This window comes from Achromobacter sp. UMC46 (assembly GCF_014170335.1).
Classification (GTDB): Bacteria; Pseudomonadota; Gammaproteobacteria; order Burkholderiales; family Burkholderiaceae_B; genus Achromobacter.
Genome location: NZ_LZZS01000036.1, coordinates 186,918 through 205,190 on the forward strand (window position 1 = coordinate 186,918; position 18,273 = coordinate 205,190).

Annotated in this window: 19 protein-coding genes; 5 read left to right on the plus strand and 14 right to left on the minus strand. The window is 65.1% G+C overall.

Annotated features, from left to right (window positions below; all coding sequences use genetic code 11):
• Nucleotides 1-110: 110 nt before the first annotated feature.
• The 7 genes from A9973_RS26215 to A9973_RS26245 all read right to left on the minus strand — a co-directional run bounded on the left by A9973_RS26215 (nucleotide 111) and on the right by A9973_RS26245 (nucleotide 8,390).
• Nucleotides 111-1,334, minus strand: coding sequence for a multidrug effflux MFS transporter (locus A9973_RS26215; RefSeq protein ID WP_370539541.1), 1,224 nt, complete (start codon nucleotides 1,332-1,334; stop codon nucleotides 111-113).
• 114 nt (nucleotides 1,335-1,448) lie between these two features.
• Nucleotides 1,449-2,363, minus strand: a complete 915-nt coding sequence (locus tag A9973_RS26220; RefSeq protein WP_183016696.1) for a helix-turn-helix transcriptional regulator — start codon at nucleotides 2,361-2,363, stop codon at nucleotides 1,449-1,451.
• A gap of 206 nt (nucleotides 2,364-2,569) precedes the next feature.
• Nucleotides 2,570-3,736 carry an aromatic ring-hydroxylating dioxygenase subunit alpha gene (locus A9973_RS26225; RefSeq protein WP_183016547.1) on the minus strand — a complete coding sequence of 389 codons (1,167 nt, stop codon included), beginning with the start codon at nucleotides 3,734-3,736 and terminating at the stop codon, nucleotides 2,570-2,572.
• A gap of 41 nt (nucleotides 3,737-3,777) precedes the next feature.
• Complete coding sequence (locus tag A9973_RS26230) at nucleotides 3,778-4,527, minus strand: siderophore ferric iron reductase (protein ID WP_370539536.1); 750 nt, start codon at nucleotides 4,525-4,527, stop codon at nucleotides 3,778-3,780.
• On the minus strand, nucleotides 4,524-6,377 hold the full coding sequence (locus A9973_RS26235; protein ID WP_183016549.1) for an IucA/IucC family siderophore biosynthesis protein: 1,854 nt from the start codon (nucleotides 6,375-6,377) through the stop codon (nucleotides 4,524-4,526). Before A9973_RS26235 ends, A9973_RS26230 begins: the two co-directional genes overlap by 4 nt.
• On the minus strand, nucleotides 6,374-6,979 hold the full coding sequence (locus A9973_RS26240) for a GNAT family N-acetyltransferase (RefSeq protein WP_183016550.1): 606 nt from the start codon (nucleotides 6,977-6,979) through the stop codon (nucleotides 6,374-6,376). The genes A9973_RS26235 and A9973_RS26240 overlap by 4 nt, the downstream gene beginning before the upstream one ends.
• A gap of 13 nt (nucleotides 6,980-6,992) precedes the next feature.
• The gene (locus tag A9973_RS26245) at nucleotides 6,993-8,390 is read right to left on the minus strand and encodes a lysine N(6)-hydroxylase/L-ornithine N(5)-oxygenase family protein (RefSeq protein WP_183016551.1); all 1,398 of its coding nucleotides are present in this window, start codon (nucleotides 8,388-8,390) and stop codon (nucleotides 6,993-6,995) included.
• Nucleotides 8,391-8,686: 296 nt separating this feature from the next.
• On the opposite strand from A9973_RS26245, the gene A9973_RS26250 reads away from it, so the two are divergent.
• Complete coding sequence (locus tag A9973_RS26250; RefSeq protein ID WP_255469298.1) at nucleotides 8,687-8,824, plus strand: hypothetical protein; 138 nt, start codon at nucleotides 8,687-8,689, stop codon at nucleotides 8,822-8,824.
• Nucleotides 8,825-9,020: 196 nt separating this feature from the next.
• Here the strand turns inward: A9973_RS26250 and A9973_RS26255 are convergent, their stop codons facing one another.
• The 6 genes from A9973_RS26255 to A9973_RS26280 form a co-directional block, all read right to left on the minus strand.
• Nucleotides 9,021-10,544 carry an EAL domain-containing protein gene (locus A9973_RS26255; protein WP_370539537.1) on the minus strand — a complete coding sequence of 508 codons (1,524 nt, stop codon included), beginning with the start codon at nucleotides 10,542-10,544 and terminating at the stop codon, nucleotides 9,021-9,023.
• Nucleotides 10,545-10,859: 315 nt separating this feature from the next.
• Nucleotides 10,860-11,075: a zf-HC2 domain-containing protein gene (locus A9973_RS26260; protein ID WP_183016552.1), complete on the minus strand. Its 216-nt coding sequence runs from the start codon at nucleotides 11,073-11,075 to the stop codon at nucleotides 10,860-10,862.
• Complete coding sequence (locus A9973_RS26265; RefSeq protein ID WP_183016553.1) at nucleotides 11,069-11,677, minus strand: sigma-70 family RNA polymerase sigma factor; 609 nt, start codon at nucleotides 11,675-11,677, stop codon at nucleotides 11,069-11,071. The genes A9973_RS26260 and A9973_RS26265 overlap by 7 nt, the downstream gene beginning before the upstream one ends.
• A gap of 129 nt (nucleotides 11,678-11,806) precedes the next feature.
• Nucleotides 11,807-12,127, minus strand: coding sequence for a DUF1294 domain-containing protein (locus A9973_RS26270; protein WP_255469300.1), 321 nt, complete (start codon nucleotides 12,125-12,127; stop codon nucleotides 11,807-11,809).
• A gap of 124 nt (nucleotides 12,128-12,251) precedes the next feature.
• Nucleotides 12,252-12,410, minus strand: a complete 159-nt coding sequence (locus A9973_RS26275; protein ID WP_183016555.1) for a hypothetical protein — start codon at nucleotides 12,408-12,410, stop codon at nucleotides 12,252-12,254.
• Nucleotides 12,411-12,497: 87 nt separating this feature from the next.
• Complete coding sequence (locus A9973_RS26280) at nucleotides 12,498-13,733, minus strand: hypothetical protein (RefSeq protein ID WP_183016556.1); 1,236 nt, start codon at nucleotides 13,731-13,733, stop codon at nucleotides 12,498-12,500.
• A gap of 37 nt (nucleotides 13,734-13,770) precedes the next feature.
• On the opposite strand from A9973_RS26280, the gene A9973_RS26285 reads away from it, so the two are divergent.
• Together A9973_RS26285 and A9973_RS26290 are read left to right on the plus strand one after the other, a co-directional pair.
• Nucleotides 13,771-14,088 carry a TonB-dependent receptor gene (locus tag A9973_RS26285; RefSeq protein ID WP_183016557.1) on the plus strand — a complete coding sequence of 106 codons (318 nt, stop codon included), beginning with the start codon at nucleotides 13,771-13,773 and terminating at the stop codon, nucleotides 14,086-14,088.
• 99 nt (nucleotides 14,089-14,187) lie between these two features.
• On the plus strand, nucleotides 14,188-15,642 hold the full coding sequence (locus A9973_RS26290; RefSeq protein WP_183016558.1) for a GGDEF domain-containing protein: 1,455 nt from the start codon (nucleotides 14,188-14,190) through the stop codon (nucleotides 15,640-15,642).
• A gap of 14 nt (nucleotides 15,643-15,656) precedes the next feature.
• On the opposite strand, the gene A9973_RS26295 is transcribed toward A9973_RS26290, so the two are convergent.
• A complete protein-coding gene (locus A9973_RS26295; protein WP_006217094.1) occupies nucleotides 15,657-15,902 on the minus strand; it encodes a hypothetical protein in 246 nt (81 codons plus the stop codon).
• A gap of 198 nt (nucleotides 15,903-16,100) precedes the next feature.
• Here A9973_RS26295 and A9973_RS26300 point away from each other — a divergent pair, with 198 nt between their 5' ends.
• Together A9973_RS26300 and A9973_RS26305 are read left to right on the plus strand one after the other, a co-directional pair.
• Nucleotides 16,101-17,225, plus strand: coding sequence for a cupin domain-containing protein (locus A9973_RS26300; protein WP_183016559.1), 1,125 nt, complete (start codon nucleotides 16,101-16,103; stop codon nucleotides 17,223-17,225).
• An 89-nt stretch (nucleotides 17,226-17,314) separates the two neighbouring features.
• Nucleotides 17,315-18,226, plus strand: coding sequence for a fumarylacetoacetate hydrolase family protein (locus A9973_RS26305; protein WP_006227233.1), 912 nt, complete (start codon nucleotides 17,315-17,317; stop codon nucleotides 18,224-18,226).
• The last annotated feature ends 47 nt before the right edge of the window (nucleotides 18,227-18,273 follow it).

Here is an 18,273-nt window from a genome sequence, read left to right on the forward strand (position 1 = left end):
CGGCATGAGGGCGAGCTCCAGTGGCAATATTTGGTAATGAGAATTATTGATTTTTACCGCTGCCGCTATGTATGCCGGACGATACGATGCATATGGCAAACGCCGCCGGCCTATCCCGCCTGCGCTTTGGTCAGTGCCAGGTCGCAACGATGCAGCCAGGCCCAGCCCGCCGCGCTGGCCGCCACGCAGGCCAGCATCGCCACCGCCAGCCGCAGCGGCTGACCATAGACCAGCGGCACGCACCAGCCGCTGACCACCGAAAAGGTCAGCATCTGCAAAAATCCCAGCACCGACGCCGCCGTGCCCGACAGATCGGGCACCCGCGCCAGGATGCGCAGCGTCATCGCCGGCACCGACATCGCCAACCCGCAGGTGAATACGCCGGGCAGCAGCACCGCCCAGGGCAGGCGCGGCGTGTCTACGGCGGCCACATACACCACGTTGGCCAGGCAACTGGCGCCCATCAGCAGGTAAGCCAGCAGCGTGATGCGTGAATCGGGCCATTTGCCGGCCTTGCGCGCCGCGAACAGCGCGCCGGCCATGGCGCCCGCCACCAGCGGCACGAACAGATAGGCGAAATCCGTTTCCGGCAGGCCCAGCACGTTGGCGATGAAATCGGGCGCCGCGCCGATCAGAAAGCCCTGGGCCGCGAACAACAGGCTGAACGCCACGCCCAGCGACATATAGCGCCGCTCTCCCAGCACGCGGGCGTAGTTGGCGCCCAGCGTGCGCCAGGCCAGGGGCTGGCGCTGCGCGGGCGGCAGCGTTTCGGGCAGGCGCCGCGCGCACAGCAGCCAGGCCGCGCCGGCCAACGCCGTCAGCAGCAGAAACACTGACCGCCAGCCCTGGTGCGCCGCCAGGTAGCCGCCGATGATGGGCGCCAGCGCCGGCGACAGGTTGAACACCAGGATCAGGTACGACATCGCCCGGCGCGCCGGCACCCCGTCGTAACAGTCGCGGATGATGGCCTGGCCCACCACGATGCCTGCGCCGGCCGACAGCCCCTGCACGGCGCGCCCGGCCAGCAGCCAGCCGAAGCTGGGTGCCAGCGCGGCCATCAGCGCGCCGCAGATATACACGCCCAGCGCCGTCAGCACGATGCGTCGCCGGCCCAGGGAATCCGACAAGGTTCCGTGCAGCAGCAGCATCGACGCGTAGCAGGCCATATAGACGCCCAGCGTCAACTGCACGGTTTCCTGGGACACGGCGAATTCCCGGCCCAGCGCCCCGAAGGCGGGCAGGTAAGCGTCGATGGTGGCGGGCGCAACGCAGGCCAACAGGCCCAGCATCAGCACCATGACGGGAAAAGACGGCGGGGATTCGGGGCGCGGCACGACAGCATCCATGGCGGGCGCTTCCCGGGATGGGAGGCTCTGCCGCATGGTCGCCTGCCCGGCGCACGGGTATGAATGGGGAACGCCGCAAGAGCAATGGGCAGCGCCGGACGTTCAGTTCAGCTCGCTGGGCGAGATGCCGTACCGTTCGCGGAACGCCGTGGCGAAGTTGGTGGCGTGGCGGTAGCCGGCGAAATGCGCTGCCTGCTGCACGCTGCAGCCCCGGGCCAATTGTTCGCGCGCCACTTCCAGCCGGCGCTCGCGCAGGCAGCTAAACACCGACCGCTGGTAGGTGGCCTGGAACTTGGCGCGCAGCGTGCTGGGGCTCATGCAGGCCAGCCGCGCCAGGTCGTCCAGCGTGTGGTCTTCGCCCGGCGCGTTGTGCAGGCGTTCGCGCACCCGTTCCAGCAGCAGGCGGTCGCGTTCGGACACGGCGCTTTCCGTGGGCGCGCCGGATCCCAGCGAGGCCAGCGCGTGGGCCAGCAGCTGGGTCGCCACGCCTTCGCGCAACATGTTCTGCAGCGGCTCGTCCCAGGGGCAGTCCAGCAGGTGTTCGATGGCTTGCAGCAAGTGGCCCGGCACCTGCCAGCGGCGCAGCCGCAGGGCGGGCGAGCGCAGCGCCTTTCTGATCATCTCGCTGGTCCGGTCGTCGCCTGCGCTGTCAGGGTCCGACAATGACAAGTTGACGCTGCGCAGGCGCTGTCCGGGTTCGTGGATGCCGGTCATGGCGACGGTATCGCCATACAGCGCGCTGACGCCGCTATGCGCGGCCAGGCGCACTTCGTCGTGGCGGTCGATGCGGGTGCGGGCATGGCCTTGCAGCATGACGATGGCCGAGAAGCGCGGCGACATCATCGATGTCGCTTCGTAGTGCTGATGGACCCGCACGTCGGACAACACTAGGGTCAGGCCCGGGCGGATGGCGCACTTTTCGACGCGGCCCTCGGCAATGCAAAGATGATCAGGGTCGCCGCACGCCACGCGCTCCAGCTGCGGCAGCCGGTAGCGGAAACCGCTCTGGTTGCCCATGCGGTTGAAGTCTGCGACGGTGAATTGGGCGGGGGAGGCAGATGGGTTCAAGATCGTCACTCGCGTTACGGGATGATCCCTTGGCGGCGCGGAAATCACCACCAAATGTGAGAATGAGAATAGCATATATTCGCATTGTCTAAGGAAAATTCCCGCGTCGTTCCGGCGCCCTTTCAGCAGGCGCCGGCTTGCCTTCCGGCCCGGGTTCAAGGCGCCGCGCAGTCGCCCAACTGATCCCCCATGATGTCGCGATACCACTCGTGAAAGTGCTGCATGCCGTCTTCCATCGGCGACTGGTACGGCCCGCTTTCCGACACCCCCCGACGTAGCAGCGCCAGCCGGCCGGCATCCATGCGTTCGCCGATCTCGTCGTCTTCGATGGCGGTTTCCATATAGGCCGCGCGCTGGGCCTCCACGAACTCGCGCTCGAACAGCGCGATATCTTCCGGGTAGTAGAACTCTGCGATGTTGATGGTTTCCTGCGGGCTCTTGGGGTAGAGCGTCGACAGCACCAGCACGTGCGGGTACAGCTCGATCATGTGGGTAGGAAAGTACGTGACCCAGATCGCGCCGAAATCGGGCGCCGAGCCGCCGCGGTAGCGCATCAGCGTGTCGTGCCAGTCAGCATAGACGTCCGACCCCGGCTTTTCCAGCGCGTCGTGCACGCCCACGCGTTGCAGGCTGTACTGCTGGCCGAATTCCCAGCTCAGATCGTCGCAGGTCACGAAGCGCCCCAGGCCGGGGTGGAACGGGCCCACGTGGTAGTCCTCCAGGTAAACCTCGATGAAGGTCTTCCAGTTGTAGTTGCACTGGTGCACCTCGACGTGATCCAGCACGTAGTCCGAAAAATCGAACTCGGGACGGGTGAACAGATTACCTAGATCGCGCTGCGGATCGCGGGGACCTTCGAACAGCAGGCCGTGGCAGTTCTTCAGCGGAAAGCGCGGCAGATTCAGGCACGGCGTACTGGGAAACTGCGGCGCGCCCAGGATTTGCCCCTGGTTGTCGTAGGTCCAGCGGTGCAGCGGGCAGACGATGTTGCCGCCGGTGGCCGACAGGTTGCCCGCCGGGTTGGCCGGGCCGGTTACCGCGCCCGTCTCGCCGCCCAGAATCAGCGCCTGGCGGTGCCGGCACACGTTGGACACGAGTTCCACGCCGTGCGCATTGCGCACCAGCACACGGCCGCCTTCTTCATTGGGCAGGCGGCGCCAGTCGCCCGGCTCGGGCACGCCTTTCTCGTGGCCCACATACAGGGCCGATTGCTTGAATATCATTTCCTGTTCGCGGGCGAACAGGGCTTCGTCGAAATAGGCCCGAACGTGCAGCGGGCTCAATGCCTGTTGCACATGCTCCAGGCGGCCAATGTCCGTCATATCCGACTCCTTGTGCCGTCGCGCAAAGCCCGGGCCGCCTGTCAGGCGGGCACGGCGCTCTCGGCGTCGATCCGGGCGATGCGTTCGGCAAGATCCAATTTGGGGCAGGTGCTGCAATAGTCGCCGTCGCGCCTGCGGAAGTAGTGGCAGCAGACCTGCCGGTCAACGGCAATGACCGGCAGCGATGCGCGCTCGTAGGTCAGGTAGCCGCTGCGTCCGTCGATGTCCAAGAGGCTCAGCCATTGGCCGGCCTGTTCCTGGGCCCAGGCATTGGCGGCGGCGCAGTTGCCCTGGCGCGCGGCAAGCAGGGCGTAAAGAACGCAATCGGCCTGCATGCTCTCGGCGGCGCGCGGACTGACCCGCAGCACCTGGGTCAGCTCGCGATAGAAGGTGGCGCAGATACTGCGCAGCTGCGCGGCGGCGGCTTGCATGCGTTCGCGCAGGTGGCCGCGCAGGGGTTCATGGCGGTCCAGCGTATAGCCGATGACAAAGCCGTCGGGCGGCACCGGCTGATTCATGCTGGACAGGTCGGGCACGATCGGGCTGCGGTGCGCGGCGAACACGCTCAGGTACACCGGCTGCCAGATCAGCAACCCCCAGCAGCGCAGCGCCAGGTAGTGCGGCCCGGCTTCGGGGTAGCGGCGCTGCCAGCAGTCGCGCAGTTGCGCGATCAGCGCGCCGTTGTCGGCGCCCGGGCGGATGCCCGGGGCCGCCGCCGGCGCGACCTGGCCCGACAGCCCGGGCACCAGGCGGTCGGTCAGGTCCAGCAGATCGTCCAGGTCGCGGTTCACGCAAGCGCCCGCGCGGTGTCGGCCACGCGCTGGCCCAGCCACAGGGGCCGATAGGGGGCGATGGGGTTGGCCAGGTTGGGCGCCATCTGGAAGCTGCCGATGGGGTCGGCCAGATTGACCATCTGCAGGTTGTTGGCCAACTGCAGGCGGTTCAGGCACGAATGGATCATCTCGGGCGCGAACAGATCGTACTGGCGATACTTCTCCAGCAACTCGGGGTGCGCTTCCTGGTAGGCGATAACGCGGCCGGCCACCAGTTTCCAGAACGCGTCTTCCTGCATCACGCCGCTGTCGGCCAGCACCTGCGACAGGTGGCGGAAATAGCCTTCGAACACATCCACGAAGATGGTCAGCAGCTTGAATTCCTCGGGCACGTCGGCGGCCAGGCGGCGGGCGTTCTCGGGCAGCGCGGCGTTCGGGTTCAGAATCGACGATTCCTCGGCGATGTCCTTCATGAAGGCGCGCACCGGCACGTGGCCTTCGAGCACCAGAATCACGTTTTCGCCGTGCGGCATGAACACCAGGTCGTGCGCATAGAAGCAGTGCACCAGCGGCGTCAGGTAGGCGTCCACGTAGCGTTCCAGCCATGCGGCCGCGTCCAGTCCGGAGGCGCGGATCAGCGCCGGCAGCAGCGCGCCGCCGTCAGGGTCCACGTGCAGCAGCGCCGCCATGGTCATCAGGCGCTGCTGCGGCCCGATCAGTCCCACGGGGTTCTCGCGCCACAGCGCCGAAAACATCTTCTTGTACGGCGTGTCCACCGAAATGGCCGCTTCGTAGTAGTAATTGCGGAACCCCAGCGACGCCGCTTCGCGCAGGATGGTGAAGCCGTTCTCGCGCAGCCACGGGTCGGACGAGATCAGGCCGTGCAGGTATTCGTTGATGGCCGGCGTGCCCGACATGTAATACGGCGACAGTCCGCGCATGAAGCCCATGTTCAGGATCGACAGCGACGTCTTCACATAGTGCCTGCCCGGCTGGCTGATGTTGAAGAACGTGCGGATGGACTGCTGCGCCAGGTATTCGTCGTCGCCATAACCCAGGCACACGATCTTGCGCGTGGCCACATAGGGCGCGAACGCCAGTGACAGCTTGTTGAACCACTGCCACGGGTGCGACGGCATGAAGAAGTAGTCGGCCGGGTCCAGCCCTTGGTCGCGCAGCGCCTGGGTGTAGCGGGCCACGGTGGCCGCGCCCAGCTCGTCCTGCACCAGGCTGTCGTAGTCCATGGTCGACAGGCACGCGAAGTGCGCGTTGTCCTTGTGCACCGCCAGCCACATCACGCGGATCGGGCTGGCGCATTCGGGCGCATAGACGTGGTAGTCCTCGGCGTCAAAGCCCAGCCGGCCGTTGTTGGCTACGAAGCTGGGGTGGCCCTCGATCATCGACGTTTCGATGGTCTGGTAGTCGGCCAGCGCCAGCTCGGCCGCCGGCAGCGCGGCGCGGGTGTGCTTGTAGGCGCTGCCGTGCAGGGTGCTGGTAATTTCGTCCAGGTAGATCGGCAGGCGGTCTTCGGGCATGCCCAGCTTGTCGCGGATCTCGATGACGAACTGCAACGCGTCCAGCGGCGCCGGCGTGCCGGCCATGGTCTTGCTGATCGATTCGGCCGGAATTCGCCAGTGGCGCATCGCCATCAATTGGGCATCGAACTGGTATTCGGCATGGCCGTCGGCCAGCAAAAGGCGGTACCGGTCAAAGCCGGGCGCATCGGACGGACCCAGCCGCTCGGGTTCCAGCAGCCATTCGTGGGCATATTCCGAAATGGCCTTCTTCACCAGCAGGCGGTTCGCCTTTTCCCAGACCTCGGGTGCAAGGTGGCTGGCGATCTGGGCGGGGTGGGGCAGGGTGCTCATACGGTGGACTCCTGGAGTTGGGCCTGTTCAAACTGTTGCCGGGTGCAGAAGGCGATGCTGGCGGTCTTCTCGCGAAAACGCGCCTGGCCGGCGTAGACAAAACCCATGGCCAAGTTCAGCGCATGGATCTTGCTGTTGTCGCGGTCGGGTTCGACCACCACGCGGCGGGCATGCAGGCGCTCGAACATGAAGCGCATCACAAAGGCCAGCACGTTGTGGCTGAATTGGGGAATGCGTACTTGCGGCGGGCCGATGAAGATATGCATGCCCAGGTCGCCGTCGCGTACCGGGTAATGCTCGCCGACCTGGTCGTGCGTCGGGTCATAGCACTCCACCAGGAATGCCGGGCGGCCGTCATGGCTGCCCAGCCAGGCGCCGGCGTGGCCGCTGCCTTGCAGCGCTTCATAGAATTCGCGCACCTGCGCTTCGGAAAACTCCTGCATCGACCAGAAGCGGGCGTAGTCCATCGAGAACCATTGGCGCAGCAGAGCGGCGTCCTTGGCCGGGTCCAGCGGACGCAGCGTCAGGCCCAGGCCTTCGTCGTAGTGGTTGCGCGCCTGGCGGTCGATTTCGCCAAGAAAGGCGGATGTCATGGTGATCATGGCGGCTCCGGGGTCAGACGGTGGCGGCGCGATGCCCGTCCAGCATGGGCATCAGTTCGGGGGGGGCGCTGCCGCGGCAGACGGGCGCGGCTTGTGGCGCACGGTGGCCCAGCACGCCATTGGCGGGCGGCCGGAATTCCTGCAAGGCGGTGCGCGGTTCAATCGCGTAATGCTCGTGGCCCGTCAGCTCGCGCAGGATCTGCGAATTGCGGTAGCAGCAGAATCCCAGGTCGGGGTTGGTCACACCATGGCTGAGCAGGCCGCTGTTCTGCACGAAGACCTCGTTGCCGCCGTGGTCGATCGTGTAGTTGCGCGCGATCTGGTAGCCGCCGTCCTCGGCCCAGGCGATGCGGTCATGGATCGGGTTGATGCACGCGGGAATGCTGCGGGCATAGCCCGTGGCCAGCACCAGCCCGTCGGTCGCGTGTGAAAACGGCTGGCCGGTATCGACGTGGCGGAATTCCAGCTGGTAGCGGCCGCTGGTGCGATCGTGGCGGCTGGCGCGCAGTTCGGCGTTGGTCAAGAGCGTGTAGCGCTTGTCGCCGTTGTGGATCTTCTCGTCCAGCAGGTCGTAGATCTGATTGATCAGCGATGCGTTGATGCCTTTGTACAGGCTGCTCTGCTCGGCCAGGATTTCGCGGCGTCGCGTTTCCGGCAGATCGTAGAAATAGTTGGTGTAGTCCGGAGAGATCAGTTCCAGCGTGAGCTTGGTGTTCTCCATCTGGAAGAACCGCGGCGACCGCGTGATCCACGCCAGGCTGTAGTCGTGTTCGTCACTGTCGCGCAGCAGGTCATGAAACACCTCGGCCGCGCTCTGGCCACTGCCGATCACGGTGATCGACGCGCGCCGCTGCAACTCGGGTTTGTGGCGCAGGTAGTCGGCGCTATGGATGTACGGCGCCTCGCGCCGGTCGCAGCAGGCCGGCAGCACGGGGTGCGAGCCCAGCCCCAGCACCAGCTTGCGGCAGCGAACCATGAAGCGTTCGCCATTGACCGTGTGCTGGCCCGTCACCAGGTAGGTGTCGGTTTCCGGATCGTGCAGCACGCTTTGCACATCGCTGTTGAAGCGCAGATTCGGCAGGCGGGCCGCTACCCATTTGCAATAGCGGTTGTACTCGGCGCGCGTCAGGTAGTGGTTCTCGCGCATGTAGTACGAATAGATGCGGCCGGTCTGCTTGCAGTAGTTCAGGTAGCTGTATTCGCTGCGCGGATCGGCCAGGCTGACCAGGTCCGCCAGAAACGGGTTTTGCAGGGTGGATGCCTCGATCAGCATGCCCGGATGCCAATCGAAGCCAGGCTTCTTGTCCAGGAACAGCGCGCGCACGCCGGGCAGCGGCGCCGACAGGCACGCCAGGCTGAGATTGAAGGGGCCTAAGCCGATCGCGACAAAGTCATAGATTTCACGGTTCATGGTGGTTACGCCTTTTGCGGAAGTTGCACGGACGATGCCCGGGGAAGGGCACACTCGGAACAGGGCCGGTTAATCAGGCGGAACGGGACGCGACCGGCTCGCCGGCCCGTCGGTCCACTGCAAGAACAAAGAATTTCCATCACCGGTATTGCATGAATTAAGCATCTGTTTAGGTATGATTTTCATTTGCAATACGGACACTCTAGCAAATGGTTTTTGGGTGCGAGGCATCTTAAGCGCCATGCAGGCGGCGCCCATATGCAGGGTGGCAAAGCGCATAGGGTCACTGTCAGCTTATGCTTGCCGCCATCACCGGCCCCTCGGGGTCGGGAACATCGCTGCTGTTGCGCCAGGTCGCCGACCAGGATCCCGGCCACGGCGAAATCGAACTCGACGGCGTGCGGTCCGCCGGGCTGACCAATCGGATCGGCTAGGTATTGTGAATACGCGTGGCGAGCGTCGAGAGCCCGGCATAGCCGAAGGTGCCTGCGACTGCCAATAGAACGGATACCAGCGCGAATCCGGTCGCAAGCCTGGCTTTGATTGTGATTGACGGGTTCTTCATCCTATCCGGTGTTTGCATGCGGAGACGTCAGGAGCAGATTCGGGCATGCATGTTGTTATTGCCAATCACCGGGCAGGATCTTCCCCGGCGTTGTCGACATACCATGCAATGAACTTGGGCGACCCCATTGGGTGGGCGAACAGGTATCCCTGAATGAACGCCACGCCGCGCCGAGTCAGGTAGTCGAGTTGCGCAGTCGTTTCGACGCCCTCGGCGACAACGGCCAAGCCCAGGTGGTGCGACAGGCTGATGATCATGTCCAGCACGGGCGCATCTTGGCCAGAAGGCAAGATCGCCTGGACAAAGCCTTTGTCGATCTTCAAGTAGTCCACTGGAAATTGTTGAAGATAGGACAACGAAGAGTGCCCGGTGCCGAAATCATCGATCGCAATGAACACGCCCTGCGCGCGTAGCGCGTCGATATTCTTGCGGGCCTGGCCGGATTCCGAGATGAGGCTGCGTTCAGTGATCTCAAGCACGAGGTGCGATTGCCGGACGGCGGATCGGAATGCCAGGATATCGGGAACCAGTACGGGGTTGCACAGATGGTCGGTGGCAATGTTGACGGCGATGTGGAAAGAGGGCGGCGTGTCCCAATTCTGCGTGTCTCGCGCAATAAGCTTGAACAGGTGTTGCGTGAGCAGAATGATCATGCCGTCGGCTTCGGCTGCGGCGATGAAAATGTCCGGCCTCACTAACCCTACGCCCGGCCGGTTCCAGCGCATCAACGCTTCGACGCCTCCGCAACGGCCAGTAGCGATGCTGCACACCGGTTGGTACTCCACATGGAATTCTCCCGCCCGCATGGCACGCCGCAGTTGTTCCTTGAAGGAATGGCGGTTGACTTCAAGCTTGAGCGCGGTCGCGCCCAACAGGGTGCCGCACAGCATGGCTGCGGGGAGATACACCCACATGAGCCGTTGCCACCTGTCGACCAGCCAGTCGGCCGGAACGCCGACCCGAATCTGCAGCGTCGCCCTGTCGGAGATCTGGCTGACGTCATCGAGGATGGGCCCGCCCTGCTCATCGGCGGAGTGCCAGGAATCGCTGCGGATGGGCGAGCCGTTGCCCAACGCCAGTTCAAGCCGGTAGTCGCCCAGCGAGGCCACGGAATTCAGAAGATTCTGTACGTACCGGCCGTCGATCGAGACGACGCCGGCGCCGCCGTCATTGCCCGGCATGCCAAGCAGGATGGCTGGGCTTTCAGGGACAGGGGGCGTGCCTGGCACGGTGAAATACCACCGGGCGGGCGGCACCTCGATGGGCCATCTGGAAAGTTTGTCGCGCTGGTCCTGCGCAGCGCCTGGCGCGGATGAACAATAGATTCGATCCTGTTTGACCAGCAGGAGCGAACGGACATACGGATCCAGCATCGCCCAGAGCTGCAGGTGGGGAAGCGCCTCGTCGCAAGGCTTGGAACTCAATGCGACGACCCGAGTCAGGATGTCCGTGGCCTGGTTGAGAATTCTCTCGGTCTGGAGTCGTACCAGGCGTGCGGCAGCCTCGGCATTCAAACGCTCTTGGGTGCGTGCGTGAAACCACGTGATGGACACACATAACAGCACGGGCGAAAGAACGGCCACGACCACGGGGAAATATCGTGAGGACGGCACTCGTACCGTCATTCCGGAAGTTGGCAAGGTGCCCTCGCTATTTGTCGTGCCGCAAATTTCAGGAAGCGCAACTGCCACCCGCGGAGCCGAGGTGGGACCGCGTAGGAAAACAAGCGTGTGCAAGGAGGAATGCAGCGCGAGCGTCAGCCGCTGGAGCCTTCAGGCGAGCGGTTTCAGCACGGCGCAGCGTTGAAGCCGAATCGCATGCGCTTGTGCCGTTACTCGGAGCAACCCGTCATTTACTTACGGGAATAAATGAAACAAAATGAAACCGTCGGAGGGCGGGCTTGGTCAGCTTTTCTCGCTGCTGCCGATATCGGTGGGAAGAGGGGAGACGGCGTTGGGGAAATTCTTCGTCCAGCGGCTCAACATGCCAATCTGGCGCTTGAAATGCCGGCACCCTTTGCAGAAGGGAAGATGAAGTGAAATGCGGAGTCTCTGCTTGAGCCGCAGCGGCATGTCGCACGCGCGCGACGCCAGTTGAGTGACTTCGTGGCAGGTCAGCATGATTCGTCTCGCTGCGCCTTGAACCAATTCATGTCCAGGCAGCTTCGCAACCGTAGCCGTGCGCGATGCATGGCCGCGTGAAGCGCGCCAGAGGTCAGGCCCATGCGCTCGCATATTTCGGCGCTCTCAAAACCCAGATACTCGCGCATCATGAATATCCGGGCATTGGCCGCTGGCAGGCGCTCAAGGCATTCCATGAATATCCGCCAAAACTGCTTGCTATGCATGGATTCTTCGGGGGCCTCCCAACCCGTGGGCCGGGTCTCCGCGCGCCACTCGCCATCGCTCTGGAAGAACGTGTCCATGATGACGGCTTCGTCCTCGTCATTGCCCGTCCCGAATCCGACCAGACGAGCGCGACCGCGAATCTGATCGACGATCTTGTGTTTGAGTATGCCGAATATCCATTGCTTGAAAGCAGCGGAATCATCCAGGGCTCCGCGCTTGTCCAATGCCGCTGCCAGGGCTTCCTGCACGGCATCCTGAGCGGCCTCGGCCTGTCCAAGCTGCAGATGCGCGAACCGCAGCATCTGTTCGCGGAAAGAGACCAGCCACGCATGCGGATCGCCCTGGCTATCCGTGTCGATGTAGGACGTATCCATGGAATTTGGCCGGCAGTTGATTGAGGCGGAATTGTTGCTGCCTGCCGTGCAAGGGACCAGAAGGGTAGACCCTACCTCAGTCTGATGTAGCCATCGTGACAGCCGAGGGAGATCTCCCGAGCCGATGGCTCAAGCGAGCGCCGCAACATACGGCGCCAGCAGCGACCTGCCGTAGGGTGAAGCCAGAAACACAAAAACCGCGACGTTGACCGCCACCGTGATCCAGAACACCGCACGGAAGGCCGGCTTCACCGACTTGTGCCTGAGCCATTCCTGCGCGATCAACGCGCCGGGCCAGCCCCCGAGCACAGCAAGCACATGCAACGTCCTTTCAGGGGTCCGCTGCCGGTTGGCGCGGGCGGCCGCCTTGTCGATGGCGTAGACGGCAAACGTCAGCGCGCTCAGCGCCAGGTAGCCCAGCCCCACGGCGACAGGCACCCGCCAAAACAAGGCCGCCAGTCCACACAAGAACACGAACGCCGCCGCCCGCGGCAACGGCGCGCCGCTTCGGCGGCCCCCGGGGTGTGCTGACGCGCCCCGCGCCGGGGGCTGGCGTGGGGAAGGTCGGGCGTTCCTATTGGTACTCATGCGCCTTTTCTTCGACGAACGCCTGCAGCCATCGGCCCATGTGCGCGACGTCGATGGCTTCGTCCGCCTCGGCGCGCCGCGTTTGCATGGGTTCCAGCAGGTTCGTGGGCAGCGGCTGGAATTCGGCCTGGATGTCTTCGTTCATGCGGTGAATATCCTGATTCGTTGTTTTTATCGTTGCGGCCGAGCTCCGGCGGGCTTACGGCCATCGGCCCGCCGGAGCAAATGCCGCTTAATCCGTCGTCAGGTACGCCTGCCCGCCCGGCTTCACATGCGGCGCCAGGTCCGCGAACGGCACCCGGGCAAGCGTGCCGAGGCAGACGCCCGACGCATGGCCCACGCCGGACACCGACAGGCTGAGCGCGCCGGGGGCCTCGGCGCCCAGGGCAAGGTAGTCGGGCCACAGGGTGTAGCAACCGTCCTTGGACGAGTCTTCGGTGTGGCCCTCGGCTTCGGCGGCGGCCAACGTGCGCTGCGTGGCGGAGACGATTGCCAGCAGGGTCGGGCTTGCCTGAAGGCGCCCGTCCTGGCCGGAGACATAGGCGTCGAAGACGCGGTTCCAGTCCAGGGGTTCGCCGCGCAGCAGGTCGTAGGTGTAGGGCTCGAAATGATTGAAGGGATGGGCGCCGCCGCAATCCAGGCTGCCGCGTTCGGTCACCGTCATCAGGGCGCGCGACACCCAGGGCACGGCGATGGCTTCTTCGTCGTAATTGCCCAGCGTGCCGCTGTTCGGGATGTCGCTGGTGTAGGCCTGGGCCATGCACTGCAGCGCGCCGAGGCTTTTACGCCAGTGGCGCTGTTGCAGCAGATGGTTGACGCGCTGGACAACCTGTTCGTCGGGATGTCGGCTCAGGCGCGGGTAGGGAAACTGGGTGCGCGGGTCGCGCCACATCCGGTAGGCGACCGCGCCGTGGCGGATCTCTTCGCCGACGGGTTCGGCGTGTCCGGCCATTTTCAGGGTGTCGTAGGGGGCCGTTGCAGCGTTGATGTCCGGATAGGTCAGGACGCCGTTGCGGATGACGCCCGGCACGGAGGGCTTGGCGTCGTATTCGGCGACGCGCCGGAGTGTGAAGCCGCTCTGCTTGCCGCTGCGCGCATCGGTCCAGTTGCCGCGAAAGCCTTGGGCATCGCGCGTGCCTTGCCAGGTGGCTGCGGCGGGCGGCGCTTCGGACCGCGCGCCCGCGGTAGCCTGGCCGCGTGACGATTTCCAGTTCGGCGGCGGCTCGGCCAATGCCTGTTCCGTGCCGTGCAGGGGAATGTCGACGCCGGCCTTCGGATGGAAGTAGCGGCCGGTCAGCACGCCGTTGTCGGCCGCTTGGGCATCCAGTTCCATCACGACCTCGCCGGCGCCATCCAGCGTGCCGGCATAGACAATGCGCTGCGCGGCGTGGGCCACGGGGCTGGCCAATGCCGCCAGCGTCAATGCGGCAGGAATGAATCGGGCAAGGCGGGCGAAGAATGTGAACATCGGAAGGGCCGTCCGGGTCGGGTGGGAAGTCGCATCAATGGAAAGCTGCGCCAATATACCGGAGGCGTCCGCGGATGGATTTGCGGTTCAGTTCGCGGGATCGATCTACGCGCCGAACGGCACGGCCAGCCCGTACAAATTCACGCAGCCCGGCTACGCCGCGGTCGGCCTGATGGCGCAATACCGGTTCGACCCCAGCTGGACCGTGACGCTTTACGCAAACAACGTGGTCGACAAGGTCTTTTACGAACGCGTGGGCGGCGCCGTTGGCGGGAATTGGCATGGTATGCCGCAAATCTGCGACCATCCCCGTTCCATCCATCCCTTTTTGGCACCCCCCGCGCGTATTACTTGATGGACACGCCGCGCCGGCGCACGATATAAGAATCACGGCAGGCGCGGCGGCGGATGCCCGGCCGTCCAGAGTCTTGAGTGCAGGCGGGAAACCAGACACATGAGGGGCGATCCCAAAGCGGTGTTCGGCGGTTTGCAGGCCCGGTCTTCCGTGGTGTCGGCGGCAGGGGCGGCTGCGGTCGTGTTCTGCGTGGTGCTGGCCGCAAGCCTGTTCGGCATCCTGACGCGGCCGCTGGGGTTCCTGGCGGCGTTCTGGCCCGCCAATGCCGTGCTGCTGGGCTTGTTCCTGCGGTTTCCGCGCCTGGCGTCGCCCTATGGCTGGATCGCCGCGGCGCTGGGCTATCTGGTGGCCGACTTCGCGACCGGCGGCGCCGTCCTTCTGACCTTATGGCTGACCGCCGCCAACCTGGCGGGCGTGGCGGCCGGCTGCTATCTGGCGCGCCACGTCGACGGCGCCGGGCTGGACTTGCGCCAGCCCCGGGCCATGTTCCACCTCTTCCTGGTGTGCATCGTCGCGGCGGCGGCGTCGATGGTGGCGGGCGCCGGCGTCGCGCCGGTGATGTTCGGACGCGACCTCGCGTCCGGCGCCGCCTATTGGTTCACGACGGAATTGGCGAACAACATGATCGTGCTGCCGGTGATGATGTCGTTGCCGCTGTCCGGACCCGGCCTGCGTCGCAAGTCCGGCTGGCGCGGCCGAAGCCTGCGGCAGGCCGTCCTGCATGGCTTGCCGATCCTGTCGGTGGTGGCCAGCGTATTCGCCGCGGTCGTGATCGGCGGTCCGGGCGCGCTGGCGTTTCCGGTGCCGGCCCTGATCTGGTGCGCGCTGACCTACGACGTGTTCGGCACCGCGCTGATCACCATGTCGCTCTGCGTGTGGAAGATGACGGCGGTGTCGTCGGGCTGGGTGCCGTTGCCGCATTTGAGCGACTTCATGAGCGCGGCGGTGTCATTGCGCTTAGGCATCACGCTGCTGGCGATCGCGCCGCTTGTCGTGGCCAGCCTGAACGCGTCGCGCAACGACATGCTGCGGCGCCTGGACCGGGCGGCGAACGTCGATGCGTTGACAGGCGCCTTGAGCAAGCGGGCATTCCATCAGCGGGCGGAACAAGCGCTTGCCGCGCGGGCCGCGGGCGTCCAGGCCTCGGTGTTGATGATGGACCTGGACCACTTCAAGCGCGTCAACGACGAGCATGGCCATCAGGCGGGCGACCAGGTGCTGGAAGAATTCGGCGCACGGGTCAGGGCGCTATTGCGCGACGGCGACCTGTTCGGGCGGCTGGGGGGCGAAGAGTTCGCCATCCTGTTGCTAGGGCTGCCGGTGCAGGATGTGCAGCGGATCGCGGAGCGCGTGCGCGCCAGCATCGAAAGCACGCCGATGCGGCTGGACCACGGCATCGCGCTGCGCGTGACGTCCAGCTTCGGGCTGGCGCATGCGGGGCCCGACAGCGGTCCCGTGCCTATCGACCGGTTCCTGCTGCAGGCGGACAAGGCGCTGTACGGCGCCAAGGCGGCCGGCCGCAACAACGTGGTGACGGTGCCCGTCCATCCCTGAACGGGCGGGAGGCATCAATCGTCCAGCGACGGCACCGTGCCGATCTGCGTCAGGATGCGCGGCGATTCCATGTCGCCGGTTTCCTTGTCGATCCACACTTCATAGGCCGCGACCCCCGCGAATTTTGAGGCCATGGAATTGGCGATCCGGATGGCTCCGAATTCGCTGCTGGCCGGACGGATTTCACCTGGCGCGACACCGTTGGCGGCGGCGCGGTAGGGAACGACGATGTACTGAACAAGATGAGCGGCTTCGGACACAGGATTCTCCTGGACGACGGTTTTACGGGCGAGCGAAATGTATCACGTCGCACTGTGTTTTTGTACAGTATTTTTTGACGCCGCACCAACAAAATTTCACCCGGCGGGAAAACCCCTAGCGCGTGGAGATTGCCCGATTCCGGCCTCGCCTCTATTATTTTCGAAAATCTTCTGATTTTTATAAAAAGAGGGCAAGGGATGGAATCGAACCGGTACGACGCCTACCGCGAAGACACCGCAGGCCGCGCCAATGTGGCCGACTCGCCGGAGCGCATCGCCTACTACCAGGAGCTTGCGAGCCTGGAGACGGGCGCGCTGTGGACGGTGGCGAACAAGATCGAGCCCTGGGCGCCGCGGTCGGCCTCGGTGCCGGTGGTGTGGCGCTACCAGGAATTGCGCGGCCATGTGCTCCGCTCGGCCGAGCTGGTGTCGCCCGAAGAAGCGGGCCGTCGCGTCATCTACTTGAACAATCCCGGCCGGCGCGACGTGGCGGCCGCCGTGGGCTGGCTGTATTCGGGCCTGCAGGTGATGCAGCCCGGGGAACTGGCCTCGGCACACAAGCATTCGCATTCGGCGCTGCGCTTCATCATGGAAGGGCGGGGGGCGTACACCGTGGTCGACGGCCACAAGATGACACTGGGCGCCAACGATTTCGTGCTGACGCCCAACGGCACCTGGCACGAGCATGGCGTGGCAGAAGACGGCACCACCTGTATCTGGCAGGACGGCCTGGACATTCCGCTGGTCAACGCGCTGGAAGCCGGTTTCTACGCCGTGCATCCCGATTTGAACCAGGCGGTGACCTACCCGGTGGACGACACCAGCGCGGCCTGGGGTCATGCGGCGCTGCGGCCGCAGGTATCCGGCTGGACGAAGCCTTATTCGCCGCTGTTCAAGTATGAATGGGAACCCACCTACGAGGCGCTGCGCCGCTATGCGCGCACCACTGCCGGCAGCCCGTACGACGGCATCCTGCTGGAATACGTGAACCCCGCGACCGGCGGCCCCGTCATGCCCACCATCGGCGCCAGCATGCAGCTGCTGCGTCCGGGCGAACACACCAAGGCGCACCGGCACACGGGCAGCTTCCTCTATCAAGTGGCCAAGGGCAGCGGCTTTTCCATCATCGACGGCAAACGCCATGACTGGACCGAACGCGACATCTTCTGCGTGCCGTCCTGGGCCATCCACGAACACGCCAACCTGTCCTCCAACGACGACGCCTGCCTGTTCTGCTTCCACGACCTGCCGGTGATGCGGTCGCTGGCGCTCTACCGCGAAGAAGCGCTCAAGGAAAACGACGGCCATCAAGTGCTGATCTAGCGTCGCCCGACCCCTTTCGAATTTTCATCCGCCGCGCGGGCGCCGTCCCGCGCGCCTGCCTCAACTCGTCCTGAATCTATGGAGTTCCTATGCGCTTGGTGACTTTTCGCGCTCATCCCACCGCCGCCGCACGCCTTGGCGCGCTGGCCGAGGGCTATGTGGTGGACCTGGCCCTGCTGGGCCGCGCCGGCGGTGTGGACCTGCCCGACGACATGCTGGCGTTCATCGACCTGGGCCCCGTGGCGGTCGCGCAGGCCAGCCGCCTGATGGAGTCGTACCGCGGCAATTGGCCGGTGGGCACGGCGCTGCCGCAGGAAAACGTGAAGCTGCTGGCGCCGATCCCGCGTCCGCGCAAGAACATCTTCGGCATCGGCCTGAACTACGTGGAGCACGTGGCGGAATCCAGCCGCACGCTGGACACGTCCGCCGACCTGCCCAAGCAGCCGGTGATCTTCTCCAAGCCGCCCACCACGGTCATCGGCCCGGGCGACGCCATCGAACACAACGCCAAGATCACGCAGCAGCTGGACTGGGAAGTGGAGCTGGCCGTCATCATGGGCCGGCGCGCTTCGCGCGTGGCCGAGGCCGACGCGTTGTCTTACGTGTTCGGCTATAGCGTCATGCTGGACATGAGCGCGCGCGACTGCCGCCGCGCCGGCCAGTGGATCTATTCGAAGGGCCAGGACACCTACGCGCCGTTCGGCCCTTGCATCGTCACCGCCGACGAGATCCCGGATCCGCAGGTGCTGGACTTGTGGCTGACGGTCAACGGCGAAAAGAAGCAGGGCTCCAACACGCGGCACATGCTGTTCAAGGTGCCGTTCCTGATTTCGGACATCAGCGCCGGCATCACGCTGGAGCCGGGCGACATCATCGCCACCGGCACGCCGGAAGGCGTGGGGGCGGGCCGCAAGCCGCAGGAATGGCTGTGGCCGGGCGACGTGGTGGTGGCGTGCGTGGAAGGCATCGGCACGCTGCGCCATCCGGTGGTGGCGGTCTAGCGCAACAGGCAATCGGGCCCGGCCGCCAGGCGGGCCACGCAGTCTTC